General features: G+C 42.9%; 17 protein-coding genes. 15 read left to right on the top strand and 2 right to left on the bottom strand.

All coding sequences use genetic code 11. The features are described from left to right. Window positions 1–20 precede the first annotated feature (20 nt). The 10 genes from DJ568_RS08335 (at window position 21) to DJ568_RS08290 (ending at window position 17400) form a co-directional block, all read left to right on the top strand. Window positions 21–3230, top strand: coding sequence for a SusC/RagA family TonB-linked outer membrane protein (locus tag DJ568_RS08335; protein ID WP_114004808.1), 3210 nt, complete (start codon window positions 21–23; stop codon window positions 3228–3230). A gap of 112 nt (window positions 3231–3342) precedes the next feature. Then, on the top strand, window positions 3343–4518 hold the full coding sequence (locus DJ568_RS08330; protein ID WP_114004807.1) for a prolipoprotein diacylglyceryl transferase: 1176 nt from the start codon (window positions 3343–3345) through the stop codon (window positions 4516–4518). 229 nt (window positions 4519–4747) lie between these two features. Next, a complete protein-coding gene (locus tag DJ568_RS08325) occupies window positions 4748–5791 on the top strand; it encodes a formylglycine-generating enzyme family protein (protein ID WP_233496655.1) in 1044 nt (347 codons plus the stop codon). A gap of 199 nt (window positions 5792–5990) precedes the next feature. Then, the gene (locus DJ568_RS08320) at window positions 5991–8207 is read left to right on the top strand and encodes a GH92 family glycosyl hydrolase (RefSeq protein WP_114004805.1); all 2217 of its coding nucleotides are present in this window, start codon (window positions 5991–5993) and stop codon (window positions 8205–8207) included. Window positions 8208–8354: 147 nt separating this feature from the next. Then, complete coding sequence (locus DJ568_RS08315) at window positions 8355–9497, top strand: glycoside hydrolase family 130 protein (protein WP_233496654.1); 1143 nt, start codon at window positions 8355–8357, stop codon at window positions 9495–9497. Between the two features lie 171 nt (window positions 9498–9668). Beyond that, the gene (locus tag DJ568_RS08310; protein ID WP_114004804.1) at window positions 9669–12128 is read left to right on the top strand and encodes a glutaminase family protein; all 2460 of its coding nucleotides are present in this window, start codon (window positions 9669–9671) and stop codon (window positions 12126–12128) included. Then, window positions 12128–14176, top strand: a complete 2049-nt coding sequence (locus DJ568_RS08305; RefSeq protein WP_114004803.1) for a beta-L-arabinofuranosidase domain-containing protein — start codon at window positions 12128–12130, stop codon at window positions 14174–14176. The genes DJ568_RS08310 and DJ568_RS08305 overlap by 1 nt, the downstream gene beginning before the upstream one ends. 124 nt (window positions 14177–14300) lie before the next feature. After that, complete coding sequence (gene fucP / locus DJ568_RS08300; protein ID WP_114004802.1) at window positions 14301–15539, top strand: L-fucose:H+ symporter permease; 1239 nt, start codon at window positions 14301–14303, stop codon at window positions 15537–15539. A gap of 119 nt (window positions 15540–15658) precedes the next feature. Then, window positions 15659–16678 carry a LacI family DNA-binding transcriptional regulator gene (locus DJ568_RS08295; RefSeq protein WP_114004801.1) on the top strand — a complete coding sequence of 340 codons (1020 nt, stop codon included), beginning with the start codon at window positions 15659–15661 and terminating at the stop codon, window positions 16676–16678. 17 nt (window positions 16679–16695) lie between these two features. Next, window positions 16696–17400 (top strand): NUDIX hydrolase, encoded by a 705-nt coding sequence (locus DJ568_RS08290; protein WP_114004800.1) that lies wholly within the window; start codon window positions 16696–16698, stop codon window positions 17398–17400. 255 nt (window positions 17401–17655) lie between these two features. Here DJ568_RS08290 and rpoN read toward each other — a convergent pair whose 3' ends face one another. After that, window positions 17656–19128 (bottom strand): RNA polymerase factor sigma-54, encoded by a 1473-nt coding sequence (rpoN, locus tag DJ568_RS08285; RefSeq protein ID WP_114004799.1) that lies wholly within the window; start codon window positions 19126–19128, stop codon window positions 17656–17658. Window positions 19129–19277: 149 nt separating this feature from the next. Between rpoN and mscL the strand changes: the two genes are divergently transcribed. The 5 genes from mscL to tsaB all read left to right on the top strand — a co-directional run bounded on the left by mscL (window position 19278) and on the right by tsaB (window position 21339). Continuing rightward, window positions 19278–19691 (top strand): large-conductance mechanosensitive channel protein MscL, encoded by a 414-nt coding sequence (gene mscL / locus DJ568_RS08280; protein ID WP_114004798.1) that lies wholly within the window; start codon window positions 19278–19280, stop codon window positions 19689–19691. Window positions 19692–19786: 95 nt separating this feature from the next. Beyond that, window positions 19787–19945, top strand: a complete 159-nt coding sequence (rpmH, locus tag DJ568_RS08275) for a 50S ribosomal protein L34 (protein WP_100340369.1) — start codon at window positions 19787–19789, stop codon at window positions 19943–19945. 72 nt (window positions 19946–20017) lie between these two features. Further along, entirely contained in the window at window positions 20018–20401 is a 384-nt protein-coding gene (locus DJ568_RS08270) for a ribonuclease P protein component (RefSeq protein ID WP_114004797.1), read from the top strand. Continuing rightward, complete coding sequence (gene yidD, locus DJ568_RS08265; RefSeq protein ID WP_114004796.1) at window positions 20398–20643, top strand: membrane protein insertion efficiency factor YidD; 246 nt, start codon at window positions 20398–20400, stop codon at window positions 20641–20643. Before DJ568_RS08270 ends, yidD begins: the two co-directional genes overlap by 4 nt. Window positions 20644–20646: 3 nt before the next feature. Beyond that, a complete protein-coding gene (gene tsaB / locus DJ568_RS08260; RefSeq protein WP_114004795.1) occupies window positions 20647–21339 on the top strand; it encodes a tRNA (adenosine(37)-N6)-threonylcarbamoyltransferase complex dimerization subunit type 1 TsaB in 693 nt (230 codons plus the stop codon). Window positions 21340–21349: 10 nt separating this feature from the next. On the opposite strand, the gene DJ568_RS08255 is transcribed toward tsaB, so the two are convergent. After that, window positions 21350–22786 carry a DUF5723 family protein gene (locus tag DJ568_RS08255; RefSeq protein ID WP_114004794.1) on the bottom strand — a complete coding sequence of 479 codons (1437 nt, stop codon included), beginning with the start codon at window positions 22784–22786 and terminating at the stop codon, window positions 21350–21352. Between the last annotated feature and the right edge of the window lie 41 nt (window positions 22787–22827).

Below are 22827 nucleotides of genomic sequence, written 5' to 3'. Positions count from 1 at the left end.
AAATTAATAATTAAGCAGTTATGAGAAAAAAAATACTTCTCCTTCAAATTATAATGGTGATACTACCTGCCTTGTTGTTTGCACAAAACAGGGTAATAACAGGTACAATTAAAGACATTGGCGGAGTACTACCGGGTGCTACTGTAACCGAAAAAGGGGTTACACCGGTAAACGCTACGGTAACAGATCCTAATGGTAAATTCAAACTGATGTTACGGGGCAGTTCCAATGTATTAGTTGTAAAGTTTGTAGGCTATTCTCCGCAGGAGTTCAATGTAACTGCGGGTAAAGAAGCGAATATTACACTTCAGGCAAGTACTCAAAGTCTTGACGAGGTTTTAGTAGTTGGTTATGGTAATGTATCCCGTATTACCACTACAGGTGCAGTAAGTTCTATATCCGCCTCAGCTATACGTACAGTGCCTACAGCTAACGTACAGAATGCTCTAACAGGTAGATTGCCGGGGTTCTTTTCGCAACAGTCTTCTGGCCAGCCGGGTCGTGATGCTTCCGATTTCTTTATTCGCGGTATTAGCTCGTTAAATCCTGATGGTAACAGGCCGCTGATCATCGTTGACGATATTGAGTATTCTTATGAACAATTACAACAAATAAATGTTAACGAGATCGAGTCGATCTCGATACTTAAAGATGCGTCTACAACCGCAATATATGGTATCAAAGGTGCAAATGGTGTTTTAGTAGTGAAAACCCGTCGTGGTAAATCAGGCTCTCCTAAGGTTAACTTGAGAGTTGAAGGCGGTTCGCAAGCTCCAACACGTGTTCCTAAGTTTTTAAATTCGTTTCAGTCAGCTACTTTAATCAATGAGGCCTATCGTAACGATGGCGTACCTGAGCCTTATACACAAAAAGATCTAGAGTTGTTTAACAACAACGATGATTTTGATGGCCGTCCCAACACAGACTGGTATAACAAAATATTCCGCAGAAATTCATACCAAGCGAATACAAATATCGATATATCGGGTGGTACTACCGCATTAAAGTATTTTGTGTCAGGTGGAGCGCTCATTCAAAACGGCAACGTGCGCGATTTTTCTGATCCTACTAACCTGGTAAATACAAACTACTATTTCAACAGGTATAACTTTCGCTCTAATCTAGATCTGCAGGCCAATAAAACATTGAACGTAAGGTTGGATATAACTACGCGTTTCTCGGATTTGAATTCCCCTCGGAACCAGGAAGCCGTTGCCGAAATATATGACTTTAATAAGCAGTCGTCTATGTCAGCTCCATTCCTTAACCCGGATGGCAGCTATGCTTATGCTAACTCTATATTTAATAAGGAAAGACTCCCAACTTTGAATGCCAGGCTTGCCAGCTATGGTTATAACCATGAAAGGAGAACTGACTTTAACGTATTATTGAACGCAAACCAGGATCTATCTTCAATAACCAAAGGATTAACTTTATCTACTAAAATTGCTTACTCAAGTATCGATCGTTTTTCAAAAGGTGTTATACGAAGCACGCTACCATCTTTTTTTTATGACAGGGCATTGGATGAGTTAGGACAAAATCCGTATATTCTTAATCCAGGACCAAGTGGCAGCTACGTATTTGGCACGTATTCCCAGATTGGTCAAACAGATGAGTTTGCAACCAATGTTAATTTACAACTATATTCAACTTACGACCGTACATTTGCAAAAGATCACCATGTTACCGGTTTGATATTATTAAATCAAATATCTAATACCGTTTACGTACGTCCTTTTCTGGCGCCAGATTTAGTTGGGGTACCACAGCGCTTTAGGGGTATTTCTGCCAAGGCAACTTATGAATATAAAGGCAAATATCTTTTTGATGCAACTGTGGGCTATAACGGTACCGACAGGTTTGCGGCAAACAATAGGTACGGCTATTTTCCTGCATTTTCGGTAGGCTACCGTCTCTCTGAAGAGCCTTTTTTCAAAAAGATATTGCCAGGAGTAGGTTTATTTAAACTAAGAGGATCGTATGGTTTAGTTGGTTCGGACGCAGCTCCGGGTAACAGGTACGTTTACCTGCAAACCTATTCACAAGGTGGAAGCACTAATTTCGGTGAAACGCCTATTAACTATACCGCCATAATTGAAGGCGCGCAAAGTAATGCATTTGTAGTATGGGAGAAATCAAAGAAAGCTAATATTGGTTTGGATATGAATATCCTGAAGGATAAATTGTCATTAACGCTAGACGTTTTCCGGGATATTAGGTACGATCAGTTGATCACGCCAAACGGCACGCCGCAGATATTAGGCGTTGGCCTGCCGGCTGTGAATATTGGCCGCACGCAAAATCAAGGTTTTGACGGTCAAATCACTTACAACTCTTCAATTGGTAAAGTACAATTTAATACCAGTTTTGTATTCTCATACGCACGCAACAAAATACTTTTTGCTGATGAAGCTTCACCGGCATTTGAATGGTTGCGTACGACAGGCAGACCAATTGGCCAGCCGTTTGGTTTCAACTCTTTAGGATATTATTCACCGGAGGAAGTTGAACAAGTTAGAAATTATGTGCTCGATAACACTACTGGTATTCCTGTTATGGGTCCTGACCCTAATAACCCGGGTCAGCAAATTATTACTGGTTATAAATCCCCAGTTCCTGTACCATCGTACTCTTTAAGCAGTGCCACTGACGTAATTCGTCCTGGCGACCTGAAATATGAGGATCAAAATGGTGATGGGGTGATTGACAACTTTGACAAGATAGCCATTGGCAACCCTAACATTCCAACTACCAATTTGGGTTTGTCCTTTGGCGTAATGTATAAAGGATTTAGCATCAACGTATTGTTTCAGGGGGCTTTCGGGTACAGCTTTATTGTACAGGGCAACGGTATTGAACCATTCAAAAGCCAGTTCCAGCCTATTTATCTACAAAGATGGACTCCTGAAAATGCAGCAAATGCACAGTTCCCGAGGTTAACATCTTTACCAACGTCAATTAATAGCCCAACCAGTTATCCGTCTAATTATTGGCAGGTTAATGCTCGATACATACGTTTAAAAACAGTCGATATTGGTTATCAGCTACCAAACAGTTTGTTGCCGTTTAAACTTAATAACGCCCGTATATATATGAGCGGGTATAACTTATTTACTTGGACTAATTACAACAAATATCAGCAAGACCCAGAGATTAAGACAAACACCGCTGGTGATGCTTACATTAACGCGCGTGTCATAAATTTAGGGCTACAGGTTGGTTTCTAATTATTTAACAAAAAAAAAGCACTGCAATTGCAGTGCTTTTTTTTTGTTAAATAATTAGAAAGGTAACTGTTGTTGTTATTCCAATAAGTAACTTAGACGGCAAACTACCGTTATGTTTCCTACGCTTTCACATCTTGTCGAATATTTCTTTCGTGTTAAAGTTGTATTACCTATCCAAACGTTAGGCTTTTTTATTGCGGTCTCCTTTATAGTTACCTACTTCGTTTTTAAATCAGAATTTAAAAGACGCGAAAAAATAGGAGTGTTTAAACCATACACGATACAGGAAGTAGTCGGCGGACCCGCGTCGGCTTTGGAACTATTGGTCAATGGTTTGCTGGGTTTCATCGCGGGTTATAAAATTCTCGGAATCCTCTTTTACTTGTCAGATTTTACCTCCGATCCCAGAGGCTTTATTTTTTCACTTAAGGGCAACTTATTAACCGGTATTTTGTGCGGCGCCGGGCTTGCTTATTGGGCTTATAGCGATAGAAGAAAGGAGCTAAGAAAAAAGCCCGTTGTAGTTGACAAACTGGTACACCCTTATGAGTTAATGCCGCTTATCGTTTTTTCAGTAGGTTTTTGGGGATTTATAGGCGCCAAGTTGTTTGATTGCCTCGAAAACTGGCACTTTTTTATTCAAGATCCGTTTGGCCATTTATTTTCGTTCAATGGCTTTACCTACTATGGAGGATTGGTGTTCGGTGCACTATCTTACCTCTATATAGGGTACAACCGCGGCATGAAGTTAATACACCTGGCAGATAACGGCTCACCGGGAATGATGCTTGCTTATGGTGTGGGGCGTATAGGTTGCCAGTTATCAGGTGACGGCGACTGGGGGATAGTAAATACAAACCCCAAGCCCGGATGGTTAGGCTGGCTGCCAGATTGGGCATGGTCATACACCTATCCGCACAACGTATTAAACGAGGGGGTACCAATAAAAAATTGCATAGGTGAATATTGTAACCAACTTGCACAAGGGGTATATCCTACACCACTTTATGAAGCTACTTTGTGTATCCTATTGTTTGGTTTTTTATGGGCTATTCGTAAATATATACGCACTGGGGGAATAATGTTTTGCATATTTTTGCTTCTGAACGGCGCGGAGCGGATGTGGATGGAATCTATTCGCATAAACCCCAAATATCATTTTTTAGGCATGGCATTTACCCAGGCTGAACTTATATGCTTTTTTATGATTTTAGGCGGAACTATTGGCTTGGTAGTTATTGCTTATCAACGGAGATTGTTTGGCAATATAAAACCGAAAGCCACTTAATTGTTCCAAAACCACGAGAGTTAACTGAACCATAATTTGTAATATATATATTTAGCGCGTTAAGACTTTTATTAGTCATTGCACAAGTCAGCGCATCGCTATGTAAAATCGCTATAAACTTTGTGATCAAAATCTTTTATCCCTTTCGGTCCCGTTGAATTTTTCATACGTCTATCTACCAGATATGAAATCAATACCTACACTTTGCTTTTTCTTATCCACAGCAGTTATGTTAACCGCGTGTAATGAAAAAAGCAGTGAAAAGGAAAAAAAAGCCTGCTGTGTTGATATCCCGCCACGCTTTCCAACCGCTGTAACGCAAGACAAGTTCGCAGTCGCGGATAGTTCAAATAGTGGTATGGTTTATATAAAAGGCGGTACTTACCAGATGGGTGGTGATAACAGCCAGGCGTCGCCGGATGAATATCCTAAACATAAGGTTACCGTGGATGATTTTTGGATGGATGAAACGGAGGTTACGAACGCTCAGTTTATGAAATTTGTTAAAGCTACGGGCTATATTACCACGGCCGAGCGTAAGCCCGACTGGGAGGAGATAAAAAAGCAACTTCCCCCCGGCACCGAAAAGCCCGATGAAAGTATGCTTATCGCCGCATCGCTGGTATTCAAATCACCCGGCAGAAACGTAGATCTGAATGATTACGGGCAATGGTGGGAGTGGAAAGCAGGGGCAAGCTGGCAACGCCCTCAGGGACCGGGCTCATCCATAAAAGGCAAAGAGAATTATCCGGCGGTGCATATCTCCTGGTATGATGCACAGGCGTACTGTAAATGGGCAGGCAAGCGTTTGCCTACTGAGGCCGAGTGGGAGTGGGCGGCCAGGGGGAAATTGACGAATAACATTTATCCTTGGGGAAATGAATCCGTAAATACCGGCGCGCCGAAAGCGAACAGCTGGCAAGGCGACTTCCCCGAAAAAAACACCTTAAAGGACAAGTTTTACTACAGTGCCCCGGTTAAATCTTTCGCGCCTAACGGTTATCAGCTGTATGATATGGCCGGCAACGTGTGGGAATGGTGCAGTGACTATTACCGCCCAGATTATTATAAAGCCTCCTTAGCAGATAATCCTCAAGGGCCTGAAAGTAGTTATGACCCTGAAGAGCCATATGCTAAAAAGCGGGTAATACGAGGCGGTTCTTTTTTATGTAACGATAGTTACTGCTCCGGTTACCGGGTTGCAAGGCGGATGAAAACTACTGAAGACAGCGGCATGGAACATTTGGGCTTTAGATGCGTGCGGGATAACTAGTGGCTATTTGCTTTATGGGCGTAAAGTTGTATGGCGAGATAAATAGTACATTGACGACTAGGCACACACAAAAATCCTTGCATATTTATATTTTGCTAAATCCTTTTATTAATTATTTTTGTTGATGGGCGTGGTGTACATACCCTATGCATTGTTTACAATGTTGGTATAACTTCGTATCCGCTTATAATCCTCAAAAATGACATTTATACAAAAAGCAAAAAAAAGCGTAGTTCCACGCGCGTTAATAACAGCTGGAATAGCATGCCTGGTAGCAATACCAAACTTTACATTTGCACAGGTTGGTGTGAATTATGCTGATAAGGTAAATACCCAAATTGGCAACCTGGGAAAAGGTCATGGTGTGCATGAGCGCTATCTTGAAGCCGGGTACACATTTCCGGGTGCGCTATATCCCATGGGCCTGGTACAATTTACCCCTACATTTTTTGAGGCTGACCGGGGTTTTGTGGTAAATCAGCTAAGCGGTGCCGGTTGCGACCACATGGGTAACTTTCCGACGTTACCGCTTAAAGGAGAATTAACGCAATCACCGGATGGTATGACAGGTTTTAAGCCGAACTATAAGGTGCAAAAAGCTGTTGCAGGGTACTACAACACTACTTTATTTGATGATATACAGGCGCGCCTTACAGTAACAAAGCGTACAGGTATGGCCGAATACACGTATCCGGCAGGAGAGAAACGTGCTACTATAGTAATAGGCTCCGGTACTAATGGCACAGTATTATCAGAAGCAAATATCAATATTACGGGCGCGGGTGCTTGCGAAGGTTATGCCGACGGTGGTTACTTTTGCGGCAAAGAGCAACCTGTAAATTACCGGGTTTATTTTGTTGCTAAGTTTGATGTTACGCCGGTTGCTTCTGGAACCTGGAGCGGCAAGAATATACAAGCAGGCTCGAAATCTGCTGTTGGTGCTAACACCGGCGCATACTTTACATTTAATGTGGCCGAAAACAAAATTATCCGTTATAAGTTCGCCATATCATATGTATCACTTGCAAATGCCAGGTTAAACCTCGCTGCCGAAAATAAAGGATGGGATTTCAACACCGTAAAGGCACAAACCCAATCGGCGTGGAATAAGTATTTGGGAAAAATAGAAGTTTCGGGCGGAAGCGCAGACTTAACCACGCAATTTTATTCCCACTTATACCATGCACTGGCACATCCTAATATCTCAAATGATATAAACGGCGAATACATAGGGGCTGACTATAAAGTGCACAAGGCTGTTGGTTTTGATAACTATACGTCGTTTAGTAACTGGGATACCTATCGCACCCAAATACAACTGATGGCATTACTTGCGCCTAAAGAAGCAAGTGATGTGATCACCTCAACCGTCAATTTCGCTAATATGAGTGGCGGCGGTCTGCCGCGCTGGGTAATGGCCAGCACCGAGACGGGTATAATGCAAGGTGATCCAACATCAATAGTAATCGCTAATGCTTATGCGTTTGGGGCTAAAAGTTTTGACACCAAAGCCGCACTGCAAGTAATGCGCCGAGGCGCAGAAATACCAGGCACGAAATCACAGGACAGGCTTACCCGTCCGCAACTGGAAGAATACTGGAAAGGTTATGCGGATGCGTCGCGGAGCCTGGAGTACACTTCAGCCGATTTCGCCATCGGTCAGTTCGCGCTGCAATCGCAAAAGCAAACAGCTACTTACCAAAAATATCTGGAGCGCTCGCGATTATGGAAGAAACTTTATGACCCCGGCACCAAATGGCTGCGCGGCCGTACCGCTGATGGTGGTTGGAAAGGCCAAAATGATGATATGCGTGAGGCTAGTTATAAAAGTTATTTCTGGATGGTGCCTTACAATATTAAAGGGTTGGTTGACACGATAGGTGGCCCTGAAGCCGCGGACAAACGTCTGGATGAGTATTTTGAGAAACTAAATGCAAATTATCACGAGGAATGGTTTGCCGCCGGCAACGAGCCCGACTTCCAAGTGCCATGGACCTACAACTGGATAGGCAAGCCATATAAAACGCAGGCGCTGATACGCCGTATTGTAAAAGAGCAGTACAGCAACCGCCCCATGGGCTTACCTGGTAATGATGACCTGGGCGCTATGGGTGCATGGTATGTATTTGCCAATGTAGGGATGTTCCCTATGATACCGGGGGTTGGTGGTTTTTCAGTAAACAGCCCGGCTTTTCCATTAATAAAAGTTCACCTTAAAAACGGAAAAGTACTAACTATTAAAGGCGGCTCAGAACATAAACCCTACGTAACGTCGTTAAAGATAAATGGCAAAACCTGGAATAATCCGTGGATACCTTTAAAACAGTTAGAAAATGGCGGTACGGTCGACTTTTCGTTATCTGATTACCCGGATAAAAACTGGGGAACTGGTATTGAGCAGCCGTCGTATCGATAATTAAAATAGAGGGTGTTGATCTAAACCTGGTGAAGCTTAAATAATCTTATCTTCACGCATGGGGGGATTGAATAAAAAGGGCTTATTTTAATGTTAACTTCCCTTATCAACAGATAAGAATAATTTATGATGATATACAACCAAAAAATGAATAAAATTTATAAATTAATGCAGGTGGCAATAGCATTCCTGCTTATCAGCGGAAATGCTATCGCCCAGCAGGCACAAACCAACCTGCCATCGTGGTCGTTAGGGCCTTTTGTTCGTCCTGTAGGAGCTAACCCGGTAATTAGTCCGGATACGTCGTCGGTGTTTAACGACCCTATGCAGAAAAAGATGGCCAGGTGGGAGCCGAGCGACACCTTTAATCCCGCTGCGACAGTAAAGGATGGAAAAATACAGGTGTTATACCGCGCCGAAGACAATTCAGGGCAAGGCATAGGAAGCCGAACTTCGCGCATTGGTTTAGCCTCAAGTGTTGATGGCGTTACCATGAAAAGATCGCCGGTGCCGGTATTATTTCCTGCCGAAGACAACCAAAAAGAATTTGAATGGCCGGGGGGCTGCGAAGACCCCCGGGTGGCGGTCACTGCAAATGGTACTTACGTAATTTTGTATACCCAGTGGAACAAAAAAGTGCCGCGTCTGGCCGTAGCTCACTCAAAAGATCTTGTAAAATGGACGAAATATGGATCTGTTTTTCGCAAAGCATATAACGGTAAGTTCTTCAATATCCCCACCAAGTCGGCCTCTATTGTTACAAAATTGGTGAACGGCAAGCAGATTATAACAAAAGTAAACGGCAAGTACTTTATGTATTGGGGGGAGGAGCATGTTTATGCTGCTACATCGCCTGACCTGATTAACTGGACGCCATTAATTAACGCAGACAGCACACTGAAAAAACTTGCCTCACCCCGCGAGGGATTTTTTGATAGCCAGCTTACCGAATGCGGCCCACCCGCGGTTCTCACTAACAGGGGTATTGTTTTAATGTACAATGGTAAAAATAACGCGGTTGGCGGTGATACCCGTTATACTGCCAACGCTTACTGCGCCGGTCAGATACTGTTTTCAGCTACAGATCCTACCAAAGTACTTTACCGTTTAGATAAGCCTTTTTTAATACCCGAAGCGCCTTTCGAAAAAAGTGGTCAATACCCGGCCGGTACCGTGTTTATAGAAGGTTTAGCCTATTTTAAAAACAAATGGTACTTATACTACGGATGTGCCGACTCGCAGGTGGCGGTAGCTATTTATGATCCGGCTAACCGTGTAGGAAAAAAATAGTAAACCGAAGATCAGTTGATCATGGTTTATTAGTACATTAATACGCAATTACCAAGGCATAGCATTGTTTTATACGTGCTCTGCGTTGTTGCCGGGACGCGGCGCGCCGGAGTAGGAATGATGACTTAATTTTTATTTTTGTCGTACTGACAATTATTAACTATACATACCATGAAAATACACACTCTTTTAACAGCGTTGATGCTGGCTGTTGCCCAGTTGGTACAAGCACAGGACCGGAAGGCACCCGCGTACCCGTTAATAACACATAATCCATACTTCAGTATATGGTCTACCACTGATAAGTTGACCGATTCGCCGACAAAACATTGGACAGGTACCCAACAATCTTTAATGGGTCTTATCAAGGTTGATGGCACGGTTTACCGGTTTTTGGGCAAGGAACCTGACACATACCGCACAGTACTGGCAGCCTCTGATGAAAAGGCCTACCAGGTGCAGTATACCGAAAACCAACCTGCGGCGAATTGGTACGCCAGCGACTTCAACGACAATGACTGGAAAACAGGATTGGCGCCTATCGGCGACGGCGACGGTGCTAAAACCCGTTGGACAAGCAGGGATATGTGGGTGCGCCGCACATTTACACTGGGTAAAGAGGATATTAACAAGCTCTTTCTGAAACTTTCGCACGATGACAACGTGGAAGTATATTTAAACGGCGACAGGATTTATGACCGTAAAGGCTGGACAAACGATTTTACCATGATACCGCTTAAAGATGCCGACAAGGATAAATTAAGAGTAGGTAAAAATGTAATTGCCGTACATATTTTTAGCAGCGAAGGCGGCCAGTGGCTTGACTTTGGTTTAGTAGATAAAGAAAAAGAGAAACCTGAGGAGGCAATAGCCATCGCCGATCAGAAAAGCGTTGAAATAAATGCTACGCAAACCATTTACAACTTCACTGCCGGCAAAGTAGATCTTTCAATAATCTTTACATCTCCGCTGCTTATGAGTGACCTCGGAATTCTGGCGCGGCCGGTATCCTATATAACTTATAAAGTAAAGGCTAATGATGGTAAAACTCACGCTGTGAAAGTGTGCCTTAACGCATCTACTGATATTGCTGTTAACAAGCCGCATCAGGAGGTAAAGGCTACAAAATATACCACGCCGACGTTGTCCATACTAAAAGCCGGGACTGTGGAACAGCCTATCCTGCAAAAAAAGGGCGATGACCTGCGTATAGATTGGGGTTATATGTATATAGCTGCCCCTAAAACCGCTAACGCAGCACAATACATTACGGCAGGACAACAAGCGGTTGCAGCTTTTCGTAATGGCAGCGTGCAATCAACGGCATCAGCAGGGCGAAATTTATCCTTAAACACAGTGATACCTTTCGGCAGGGTAGGTAATGTGCCTATCGAGAAATTTTTACAGATAGGTTATGATGATATTTATTCGATTCAATACTTTGGGAAAAACCTTCGTCCGTGGTGGAATACGTCCGGTAAAGAAACAATAGAAGGTCAGTTAGCGCTTGCTGAACGTCAATACAGTTCAGTTATTGAAAAATGCGAAAACTTCAATAAAAGCATGTATAGGGATGCCCAAGATGCAGGTGGTAAAAAATACGCTGATCTTTGCGTATTGGCTTACCGGCAAAGTATAGCGGGCCATCAGTTGGTAAAAAGTCCGCAGGGCGATTTGTTATGGATGTCTAAGGAAAATTTTAGTAATGGATCTATCAACACGGTGGACATTACTTATCCGTCGGCACCGTTGTATCTTATTTACAACCCGGGTTTACTCAAAGGGATGATGAACGGTATATTTTATTACAGTGAGAGTGGTAAGTTCCCTAAAAACTTCGCCGCGCATGATTTGGGTACTTATCCGCTGGCAAACGGGCAAACTTATGGCGAGGATATGCCTGTAGAAGAATCAGGTAACATGATTATACTCGCGGCGGCCATTGCAAAAGTAGAGGGCAATGCCGGTTATGCAAAAAAACACTGGCCCACACTTACTAAATGGGTGAATTACCTGGTTGAAGAAGGCTTTGACCCTAAAACACAGCTTTGCACTGATGACTTTGCCGGGCACCTGGCACGCAATGCCAACCTTTCTGTTAAAGCTATAGTTGGTATTGCCTGCTATGCTAAAATGGCCGATCAGATAGGCGAAAAACGCACAGCTGAAAAATATCGCATCATTGCAAAAGATATGGTTAACCGCTGGATGGAACTGGCTGATGACGGAGACCATTATGCGCTTACGTTTGACAATAAAGGTACGTGGAGCCAAAAGTATAATACTGTTTGGGATAAAGTTTTAGGTCTTAATTTGTTCCCGCAGACGGTATATAATAAAGAGGTTAAATATTATTTAACTAAACAAGAGAAATACGGCTTGCCTTTAGATAGCCGCAAAACATACACCAAGTCTGACTGGATAATGTGGACCGCCACCCTTGCAGACAGCCGGGAGGATTTCAATAAACTGGTAGACCCGATATATAAATTTGCCATGGAAACGCCTTCGCGCGTACCGTTGAACGATTGGCACGAAACAACGGACGGTAAAATGGTCGGTTTCCAGGCACGCAGCGTTGTTGGTGGTTATTTCATGAAAGTGTTAAACGATAAGCTGAACAAAAAATAATGCGCTTACAGAGTATCGTAGTTGCAAATGTGCTGCTTGCATGGTGCGGACTGGCGGAGGCACAAACAGCCATTTCGGTAAAAACCACCGATATTAAAGAGCTGAATAAGTTTTACGTATCAAACAAGGCCCCGCTACGGCCATCGCATTTTGTTAAATTGCCGGTTGGTGCTGTAAAGCCCGGTGGCTGGCTTAAAAAGCAACTGGAACTGCAGCGCGATGGGCTTACAGGTAACTTAGGTGATATAAGTATTTGGTTGAGCAAGCAGGATAATGCCTGGCTCAATAAAGAGGGAAAGGGTACTTACGGGTGGGAAGAGTTACCTTACTGGTTAAAGGGTTACGGTAACATAGCTTATGTACTGAATGATCCCAAAATGCTGGAGCAAACCAAATTTTGGATTGAGGCCGTGCTAACTAATCAGCGCGAAAATGGCGATTTCGGCCCGGCTGTGGAAAGAGGTGAGGGTAAGCGCGACCTGTGGACCAATATGCCGATGTTGTGGTGCCTGCAATCTTATTACGAATACTCAGGCGACAAACGCGTACTCGACCTGATGGGCAAATATTTTAAATGGGAGCTGAGCATACCAGACGACAAATTGCTGGAAGACTATTGGGAGAACAGCCGCGGTGGTGATAACATCATTAGCGTGTACTGGCTGTACAACCGTACCGGCGAGGCCTGGCTGCTTGACCTGGCTACCAAGCTGCATAATAATACGGCTAACTGGCGCCAAAAAGATAAATTGCCCAACCTTCACAATGTAAATGTGGCGCAAGGTTTCAGGGAACCGGCTACCTATTATCTGCAAAGCAATAACCCTGCAGATCTGCAGGCCACTTATGATAACCATAACTGGATACGATCAATATGGGGTCAGGTACCGGGCGGTATGTTCGGCGGTGATGAGCATTCGCGCGAGGGTTACACAGATCCGCGGCAGGCGGTTGAAACCTGCGGTATGGTAGAACAAATAACATCCGACGGGTACCTGATGCAATTTACCGGCGATGCTTTTTGGGCGGATAATTGTGAAGATGTAGCGTTTAATACCTTCCCGGCGGCATTTACCGGCGATTACAAGTCGCTGCGATACCTAACCGCTCCTAATATGGTAATAAGCGACGGCAAGAACCATGCACCGGGAATTTATAACGAAGGCCCGTTTTTAAATATGAACCCTTTTAGCAGCCGCTGCTGCCAGCACAACCATACTGCCGGATGGGTGTACTATACAGAAAATAGCTGGATGGCTACGCCGGATAACGGTCTGGTGGCGCAATTGTATGCCGAGGGCGAGGTGAAAGCAAAAGTAGGTAACGGCAGTTTGGCCAAAATTGTTACTACTACAAAGTATCCCTTTGAAGAAACGGTAGAAATGAAGGTGATCACTTTTGAAAAGAATGCATTCCCGGTTTATTTACGTGTCCCGGTGTGGTGCAATAGCGCTACCGTAAAAGTTAACGGAAAAGCTATAAAAGTAATCACCAAAGCAGGGGAGTACATAAAATTAAACAATGAGTGGAAAAATGGCGACCGTATAACGCTGAGGCTGCCCATGGAAGTAAAAATTAGGGAATGGGTTAAAAATAAAAATAGCGCAAGCGTGAATTACGGCCCGCTTACATTTTCGCTGAAGATAGACGAGAATTATGTAAAAAAAGACAGCAAGGAAACCGCCATACATGATTCGCGGTGGCAGGAAAACGTTGACGCGTCTAAATGGCCGAGCTGGGAGATATTCCCTGCAAGCGCCTGGAATTACGGGTTAATTTTAAATCCGGCCAAACCTGAGGCATCTTTTACGGTAGTAAGAAAGGCATGGCCAAAAGATGATAATCCTTTTGCTAATACGTCTGCACCGCCCATACAAATAAATGCCGAGGGCCGGCAAATACCCGCATGGCAGATAGATCAGTATGGTTTGTGCGGCATATTACCTGCCAGTCCGGTAACATCAACCGAACCCAAAACAGCCTTAACACTGGTGCCAATGGGTGCAGCAAGATTACGGATATCGTCTTTCCCGGTAATTGCACAATAAGCTGGTTGCATGTTTAAGTTTTCAGCGGTTGTGCAGAAGTTTTATTACCCAAAATCAATGTAATTATATTATATATACTATTTTAGCCCACTTTTAAATCAACAAACCTACATTATAATCAGCTATGGAAAGCATTAAACCCCGTCTCACCGAGAAACAATATTATGTTGTATTTGCATTTGTTACTTCACTGTTTACCCTTTGGGGGATTGCAATTACTCTAGGTGATTCACTTAACAAGCATTTCCAAAACGTACTCAACGTATCAAAAGCCGATTCAGGCTTGGTGCAGTTTTCTATTTTTGGCGCTTATGCCATTATGGGTATACCTGCAGGTTTGTTTATGAAAAAGTATGGTTACAAGAATGGTGTATTATTAGGTCTTTGTTTGTATGCTGCAGGTGCCTTTTTGTTTGTACCGGCAGCTAACGCCGAATCATTCAACTTTTTCAGGATTGCCTTATTCGTGCTGGCCTGTGGGTTGGCAACACTTGAAACAGTGGCGCACCCTTTCGCCGCTTCATTAGGCGATCAACGTACGAGTGACCAGCGCGTGAATTTTGCACAATCTTTTAACGGTTTAGGCGGAGTGATTGGACCGCTTATCGGAGCTTACGTGATATTCGGCGATACGCTTAATACCACTGATCTTACATCGGTAAAAATATTATACGTAGTTATAGGGGCTGTTGTAGCCTCGGTAGCATTGGTGTTTTCTTTTGTAAAAGTGCCGGCATTGACCGATCCACACGTAATAGCAACAGATACATATGCAATAGAAGGCGATCTTCACGTCGAAAAAAAATTGTTTCAAAATAAGCATTTTGTTTTCGCGGCAATTGCCCAGTTTTTTAATGTTGCTGCACAGGGTGGCACGTGGGCCTATTTTATAAATTACGGTCATGAAGTGCTGAAAATGACAGACGCTGAAGCTGCCAAATGGTTTGCCGTGAGTATGGTTATGATGATGGTTGGCAGGTTTATCGGCACATTTTTAATGCGCTATATAGCTGCTTACAAGCTGCTTGCAATATTCGCTTTTTGTAATATTGTAATGTGTATTATAGTGGCGCAGGCATTTGGCTGGGTTTCGTTTTGCGCGTTATTATTTATCAATTTCTTTTTCAGCATCATGTTCCCCACTATATTTAGCCTTGGACTTAAAGACCTTGGCGGTAAAACCCAGCAGGCCTCATCATTTATTGTAATGGGTGTAGCAGGCGGTGCGGTATTCCCTTATTTAATGGGTAAAATCGCAGACAAAAATATAGCTGAGGCCTATTATCTGCCAATAATTTGCTACGCTGTTATATTCAGTTTTGCTTTCTTTTACACTAAGTTAAATCCACGGATAAAACTTTAAGGCATACATTAATCCAAGTAGCCAAGGGCACCTATTTACACAATCGATTGTTCAATTTTATAAATAAAAGTAATATCTTAGGGGGTTATTTCATTTTGACCCGTACCTGAAACCCCAAAATGCCACAAAAAAGATTATCGATAGTAGATATAGCTAATCAACTAAATATATCCAAAACTACTGTATCCTTTATACTTAACGGCCGCGCGCAGGAAAAGCGGATAAGCGCCGAACTGGTGGAACGCGTGTTAAAGCTCGTTAAAGAAGTAGGTTACAAACCTAATTCGCTGGCAAAAAGTTTACGTACAGGTAAGTCAAATATTATCGGTTTGATGGTGGAGGACATCTCGAACCCGTTCTTTTCCAGTATTGCAAGACTTATAGAAGATCGTGCTTATGAAAATGGTTATAAGATAATTTATTGCAGCACATATAACAATACCGAGAAAACCAAGGATCTTATTGGTATGTTTCGTGACAGGCATGTTGATGGTTACATTATTGCACCGCCTGAAGGTATAGAGGACGATGTGAGTGATTTGTTAAAAGACAACCTGCCCGTAGTGTTGTTTGACAGATATTTGCCGCTGGTTGATACGGATTATATCATAGTAAATAACTTGTTTAGCGCGTACAATGCCACCCAGCACCTGATAGGGCAGGGGTATAAGAATATTGCCTTGCTGACATTCTTTTCCAACCAGTCGCAAATGCAGGATCGGGCAAAAGGCTATAAAATGGCGCTGAAGGAAAATAACCTTAAACCTATTTTAAAAGAGCTAACCTTTAACCAGAACCCTAAGTACCTGGTTGAACCCATTACTTCTTTTTTGAGAAAGCGTAAAGACATTGATGCCATAATATTTGGAACCAACCACATAGGCACCTGCGGTTTAAAGGTTATAAACAACCTGGGCATAAGTATACCAAGTGATTTGGCCGTAGTATCATTTGACGACTCGGATGTGTATGAACTCCACTCGCCCCCAATTACGGCTATCTCGCAGCCTACGGAGGAAATTGCTAATAACGTAATTACGACTTTATTAAGTAAACTAAATCCGGCGGCTGAAAATGTTAAAACGCATGCGATAACATTACACACTGAACTGGCTATCCGGGGATCTTCAAAAAAATAATGTAATTAGTGGATAAAATGCAAAAGTATACCGGCGAGACGCGAGTTTTAGTTGCCACGGATTGTATAATATTCGGATTTGACGGATGGAAGATTAAGCTACTGCTGGTACAGCGTAATATTGAACCCGAAAAGGGACGTTGGAGCCTGATGGGCGGTTTTATGAAACCCACAGAAACTCCCGACGATGCAGCCAACAGGGTACTGGAGCATCGTACCGGTTTAAAAAACGTTTACATGGATCAGCTTAAGGTTTTCGGTCAGCCGGACCGTGACCCAGTTGAACGTACGTTATCTATAGCCTATTACGCCCTTATTGATATACATAAATATGAGAAGCAGCTGAATGACGAGCACCATGCCGAGTGGTTTTTGATTGACGAAATGCCCGACCTGATATTTGACCACAACGAGATGGTTAAAATGGCCCGCAAGCAATTAATGTACAAAGCCGCGCTGCACCCTATTTTATTCCAGCTATTGCCTGAAAAGTTTACTATCCCGCAATTGCAGGCTTTATATGAGGGCGTATATCAAACAGAATTTGATGACCGTAACTTTAGCCGTAAACTCCTCTCCACCGGCTTATTGATCAAACTGGCCGAAAAAGATAAGCTATCCTCAAAAAAAGGCGCGTTTTATTATAAGCTTGATCAAACGCACTACACTGAAAATTTTGAGAAGTTTTTAAATATTGTACCTAACCCGGACAAGTTCTTTTAATAACTCATTATAACATTCCCGGTGTCTTGCGGGGGTGGCGTAGTAATCGCTGAACTGTGTAACTCAACCTTGTATATTTGCCTGCCTAAAGAGGTTGCCGCGCTACGCTCGCAATGACGCTTTTTTAATTTTTTGATAGTGTTTGAGTGAGCTGAAATTATAAAGCTATACTGTGACGACATCTTGTCGGGATTCTGTCTACCTGCCTTATAATGGACGATGGTTCGTTTTAGGGGTATTTCAAACAAGATGCCTTTACAACTCCTTCCTTAACCTGGCTACCGGTATATTCATTTGCTCGCGGTATTTGGCCACCGTACGGCGCGCTATGTTATAACCGGCTTCTTTTAGTATTTCGGTTAACTTTTCATCGGCAAGCGGGTGACGCTTATCTTCTTTGCCAATATGCTCTTCCAGTATCTTTTTAACTTCTTTATTTGAAACTTCTTCACCGCTTTCGGTTTGTATCGCTTCGCTGAAGAATGATTTAAGCAGGAACGTCCCGTGTTCGGTTTGTACGTATTTGGAATTGGCTACCCTTGATACGGTTGAAATATCCATGCCTATCTTATCGGCAATGTCTTTCAGTATCATCGGTTTAAGGCTCTTGTCGTCGCCGGTTAAAAAGAAGTCGTATTGATAATGCATTATGGCATTCATTGTCTTAAGCAATGTTTGCTGGCGTTGCTTAATGGCGTCGATAAACCATTTGGCCGAATCAAGCTTTTGCTTTACAAACTGCACCGCTTCTTTTAGCTTTTTATCTTTTTGCGACGCCTTGTCGTAATGCTGGAACATTTCCTGGTACGAGCGGCTCACCTTCAGTTCGGGCGCGTTTTTTGAATTTAAAGTGAGAATTAAAACGCCATCATTATTAGTAATGTGAAAATCAGGTATCACCTGCATTTGCTTGGTGTTCACCTCGCTCGAATCCCCGGGTTTAGGATTAAGCTTCAATATCTCGTTAACTACTGCCCTCAGTTCATTAGATGACATATTAAGCGATTTCTCAAGCTTGTCATAATGTTTACGGGTAAATTCGTCAAGGTACTCCTCAACTACTAAAATGGCTTTTTTAACTACAGGGTCATTCGCGTCTTTTTTTCGCAACTGTATCAGCAGGCATTCCTGTAATGATCGTGCAGCAACACCGGCCGGATCAAAACCCTGTATTACTTTTAACATATCTTCTACTTCTTCATCTTCAGCCATTACATTTTGCGAAAATGCAAGGTCATCAGTAAGCGAAGTAATGGGGCGGCGCAGGTAGCCATCATCATCAAGGCTGCCAATTATCTGGCGCCCTATCTGGAAATCTTTATCAGATAGTGGCAGCATGTCAAGCTGCGATTGCAGGTTTTCGATAAAAGAGCTTTGTATGGCAATGGGCATCTCTTTCTTTTCATCCTCATCGTCGCCATTCTGATCATAGCGCGAGCCATAATCATTCATATCATCATCCTGCAGGTAATCGTCTATATTAAACTCATCCGTTTCACTGCCTTCATTATCACTGTTATAGTCGTCGTCGTCAGGGTCGCGGTCAGGATACTGTTCTTCTGGTTCGCTTATCGTTAGGCTAAGGTCTTCAAGTGCCGGATTTTCTTCCAGTTCCTCTTTTATCCGGGTATCCAACGCCACTGTAGGCACCTGCAGCAATTTTATAAATTGTATTTGCTGAGGTGATAGTTTTTGTAAAAGTTTTTGTTGAAGGTTTTGTCTTAGCATAATCAGTAGAGGCCCAAAAATACATCAATTAATTAACAACTTTAAAAATAAGTTAGCGGTGGCCTGCTTTGATGTTAAAGGCAAAAAGAATTTATTTGTTTTAACGGAATAATAATTTTTACCTTTAATAAAACTCAAACTTTAAAACTATGGGCTTTGTAAAAGAATTTAAAGAGTTTGCCATGCGCGGCAACGTGGTTGACCTTGCTGTGGGTGTAATTATTGGCGCCGCCTTCGGTTCAATTGTAACCTCCCTGGTAAATGACGTGATTATGCCCCCGATTGGATACCTGACGGGCGGGGTGGATTTCTCTGACAAAAAGATTTTGCTTAAAGCGGCGGACGAGGCGGCCAAAACGCCTGAGGTTGCTATTTTGTACGGCAAATTTATAAACACGGTTATCCAGTTTCTGATTGTTGCCTTTTGCATATTTTTGGTGGTAAAGGCAATTAACGCGCTGAAAAAGAAAGAAGAGACAGCGCCATCAGCACCGCCGGCACCCTCAAAAGAAGAAGTATTGCTTACCCAAATTCGCGATATATTGGCCGGCCAACGTGGATAAGTTAATAATTTTTGCATAAGAGGTGTTTGATAAGTGCGAAAAATCAGCTACATTTGCGCTCTTGTTTTTAAAAGCAACGGATAGAATATATAGCAATGAAAAGAACGTTCCAGCCTTCTCAAAGAAAAAGAAGAAATAAACACGGTTTCCGTGAGCGCATGGCGAGTGCCAATGGCAGAAGAATATTAGCTGCAAGAAGAGCTAAAGGCCGCAAAAGGTTAACTGTATCTGACGAGCGTCGTCACAAAGCTTAATCCTGGTTTTTCTGTTGCGAAAACGTGAACCGGATTGTTTAATAACTTTTGGGTTCCAATAAACGCAACACAATGTATACTTTTAAAAAAGAAGAACGGTTATGTAATAAAGTGCTCATTGAGCAGCTTTTTCATAGTGGTTCTTCTTTTTTATGTTATCCCTTCAGGGTAACATGGTTGCCTTCTGCGGCATCTCAGCACTTCCCTGCGCAAGTTTTATTTGCGGTTCCAAAGAAGCGTTTCAAAAAAGCTGTAGATCGTAATGCTATAAAACGCCGGGCCCGCGAGGCCTATCGCTTGCACAAGCAGCAGCACTTGTATAACCAGCTTACCGGTACCGGTAAAAAGATTATTATCTCCATTGGATATATTGGTAAAGAACTGGCCGGTTATGAACAAGTTGAAAAAAAGATGGTGAAATTGTTAGTTCAGCTGTGCGGGGAGGTTGCTAAATGAAAACGATATTGAGTGGTATAAAACATATTACTGGAAAGCTTTTTATACTTTTGATAAGATTTTATCAGCATTTTATTTCACCAATAACGGGCGCCTCGTGCAGGTATACGCCCACTTGCTCTCATTATGGCATTCAGGCTATTAAAAAGCACGGTGCATTTAAAGGCGGGTGGCTAACGTTAAAACGCATTGCCAGTTGTAACCCGTGGGGAGGGCATGGCCACGACCCGGTACCTGATTGATTTATGACGACGATACTCCAGATAGAAACTGCAACCACTGCCTGTTCTGTAGCTTTAGCCAGAGATGGGGAGGTTATAGGCTTAAAACAAATAAATCAACGAAATATCCATGCCGAAGTTATCACGTTGTTTATAGATGAGCTCCTTAAAAGCAATGCTGTAAACTATGCTGATATAGATGCGATAGCGGTTAGCTCGGGGCCCGGCTCATACACGGGGTTGCGTATAGGGGTTTCAACAGCCAAGGGCCTGTGCTATGCACTGGATAAACCGTTAATTGCCGTAGAAACCTTACAGGCTATGGCCGATGGTGTACGAACTATAAACAGCGTTGATTTGCCGCAGGGAACTTTGCTATGCCCTATGATAGATGCACGCCGTATGGAAGTTTACACCGCCGTATTTGATGGAGCAAGCAATAGACTGCAAGCTACCGCCGCCCTAGTAATAGAGGAACGTAGTTTTGATGATTATTTACAACATAGGCCTGTACTGTTCTTTGGCGATGGGGCAGAAAAATGCCGGGATGTAATTGGCGGTAATCCTAACGCGCTGTTTATGCCTGAGTTTGCAAACTCGGCAGCTTACCTCACAAATAAAGCGTTTGAAAAGTTGTCTTCCGGAGATGTAGAGGACGTAGCCTATTTTGAGCCATATTATCTCAAAGATTTTATAGCGGGAACAAAAAAGGTGTAATAATTAAAGATCAGTAGCGTTCCATCTCACCAACCTTTTTTGCGCTTCCTTTAAAAATTTTATTATAAATACGGCCCAAAAAACCAGGGCCTTCACTGCCCATTGGAACAAAACTACTATTGGCCGGGCTTTCTATGGGATAACCAAATTTAAAAGACATGCCTAAAAATATGTCGGCGCCGGTGTATGCCGTGTTATTGTAAATCTTATCTGACATAAGTGACGAAGCCAGCCGCCTTGTTTGTATAATTCGTTCTGTACCGGCAAAAACTTCAAAATTGGGGGCTTTGTACATGAATTGCATACCTGCTGCAAACAGGTTGCGGTTATCATAACTTGATGATACAGATAAGTTAAACTTATTATATTGAAAATGACTCATCAGCACACCCGTTATACCATCGTAAAACAATTGTTTCTGCAAAAGCAAAGTCGGGAACGCCCTGAAGCGGTGTCTGTCATCAAGCCAAAAACGTTTTGACAGGCTTGCTTCTGCAAGGCCATTGGTGCCAGTAAAAAAGCCTTTGCTGTTGGATGGACTGCGGTTTATTAAACCGGAGAGTTTGTCGTCGACATTTTTTTCACTTTGTCCTGACGTAAAGTTATTTATCACAACGGTACCGTCAATGCTTACCCGGCTTGGCTCGTCCCCCCAGTAGATAAAACCGAGATCCTTAATGTTACCCTGCAAAATCATCCCGTTTTCATAGAGGTATGTGCCACCTAATGTTACAGAAAGCCCCGGGTTTTTTAGCCCCATTATGGTGCGCCCTGTTTTATAATATGAGCCTTTCGCGCTAAACGTAGCGGTATTGGCCGCACGGTCTATTGCCAGGTCAGACCGCGTTACGTTTAATTTATGCTGCTCAACGCCCAGTAAGAAATTTGCTTTGATGCCAAGTGCAAGCCTTGGCGTTACCTTCTCGCGAAATGACAGGCCATATTGCTGGTAAACCTGTGCAGCTCCGCTTGAATTAAACACGCCTGAGTAATCATTCATTCCAAAATCACGACCGCCGTTAAATAGTGCTATGGTTTCGTCAGTCACATTGGCCCTGCCTTCACCCACCAGCTTCATGGATAGGCCAAGTTCCTGGTCGCCTTTTTGATCAAGGTAAACTTTAAACATAAACAAGTAGGCATTTATGTTCAGGTTTAAGTAATTGCGCTTACCTTCACCAATTTGCAGGTTACTATTATCATATTGTGCGTTACTAAGGCGGTTAACCAGTGTTTGCTGCACATTGCCTGTTAAATAACCATTTGTAGTGATGCTCGGAAAGAAAAAGTTGAAAGCAAATTTCCGGGTGGTATCGCGGATAAAGGAGCGTTGCGAAGGGTTTTCAAATGAATCATAAACCGTTTCGGTGTTGTATTGAAGAAACTGTTGCGCAAGCAACTCGGCAGACGAAATCAACAAGCATCCCAGCAATATGAGTTTCTTCATATAAGCAACCTGTGTTTTAATGTACGAGGTTAAAATTTCTT

Source organism: Mucilaginibacter hurinus (assembly GCF_003324525.1).
In the GTDB taxonomy this organism is placed as follows: Bacteria; Bacteroidota; Bacteroidia; order Sphingobacteriales; family Sphingobacteriaceae; genus Mucilaginibacter; species Mucilaginibacter hurinus.
This window is presented reverse-complemented; position numbering and strand designations above follow the sequence as displayed.

Coding starts and splice junctions, on each gene's coding strand:
- DJ568_RS08335 (WP_114004808.1), top strand. CDS start 21: ATGAGAAAAAAAATACTTCTCCTTCAAATTATAATGGTGATACTACCT.
- DJ568_RS08295 (WP_114004801.1), top strand. CDS start 15,659: ATGCCACAAAAAAGATTATCGATAGTAGATATAGCTAATCAACTAAAT.
- fucP (WP_114004802.1), top strand. CDS start 14,301: ATGGAAAGCATTAAACCCCGTCTCACCGAGAAACAATATTATGTTGTA.
- DJ568_RS08255 (WP_114004794.1), bottom strand. CDS start 22,786: ATGAAGAAACTCATATTGCTGGGATGCTTGTTGATTTCGTCTGCCGAG.
- DJ568_RS08325 (WP_233496655.1), top strand. CDS start 4,748: ATGTTAACCGCGTGTAATGAAAAAAGCAGTGAAAAGGAAAAAAAAGCC.
- tsaB (WP_114004795.1), top strand. CDS start 20,647: ATGACGACGATACTCCAGATAGAAACTGCAACCACTGCCTGTTCTGTA.
- DJ568_RS08330 (WP_114004807.1), top strand. CDS start 3,343: ATGTTTCCTACGCTTTCACATCTTGTCGAATATTTCTTTCGTGTTAAA.
- DJ568_RS08290 (WP_114004800.1), top strand. CDS start 16,696: ATGCAAAAGTATACCGGCGAGACGCGAGTTTTAGTTGCCACGGATTGT.
- mscL (WP_114004798.1), top strand. CDS start 19,278: ATGGGCTTTGTAAAAGAATTTAAAGAGTTTGCCATGCGCGGCAACGTG.
- rpoN (WP_114004799.1), bottom strand. CDS start 19,128: ATGCTAAGACAAAACCTTCAACAAAAACTTTTACAAAAACTATCACCT.
- DJ568_RS08310 (WP_114004804.1), top strand. CDS start 9,669: ATGAAAATACACACTCTTTTAACAGCGTTGATGCTGGCTGTTGCCCAG.
- DJ568_RS08270 (WP_114004797.1), top strand. CDS start 20,018: ATGTATACTTTTAAAAAAGAAGAACGGTTATGTAATAAAGTGCTCATT.
- DJ568_RS08320 (WP_114004805.1), top strand. CDS start 5,991: ATGACATTTATACAAAAAGCAAAAAAAAGCGTAGTTCCACGCGCGTTA.
- DJ568_RS08305 (WP_114004803.1), top strand. CDS start 12,128: ATGCGCTTACAGAGTATCGTAGTTGCAAATGTGCTGCTTGCATGGTGC.
- DJ568_RS08315 (WP_233496654.1), top strand. CDS start 8,355: ATGAATAAAATTTATAAATTAATGCAGGTGGCAATAGCATTCCTGCTT.
- yidD (WP_114004796.1), top strand. CDS start 20,398: ATGAAAACGATATTGAGTGGTATAAAACATATTACTGGAAAGCTTTTT.
- rpmH (WP_100340369.1), top strand. CDS start 19,787: ATGAAAAGAACGTTCCAGCCTTCTCAAAGAAAAAGAAGAAATAAACAC.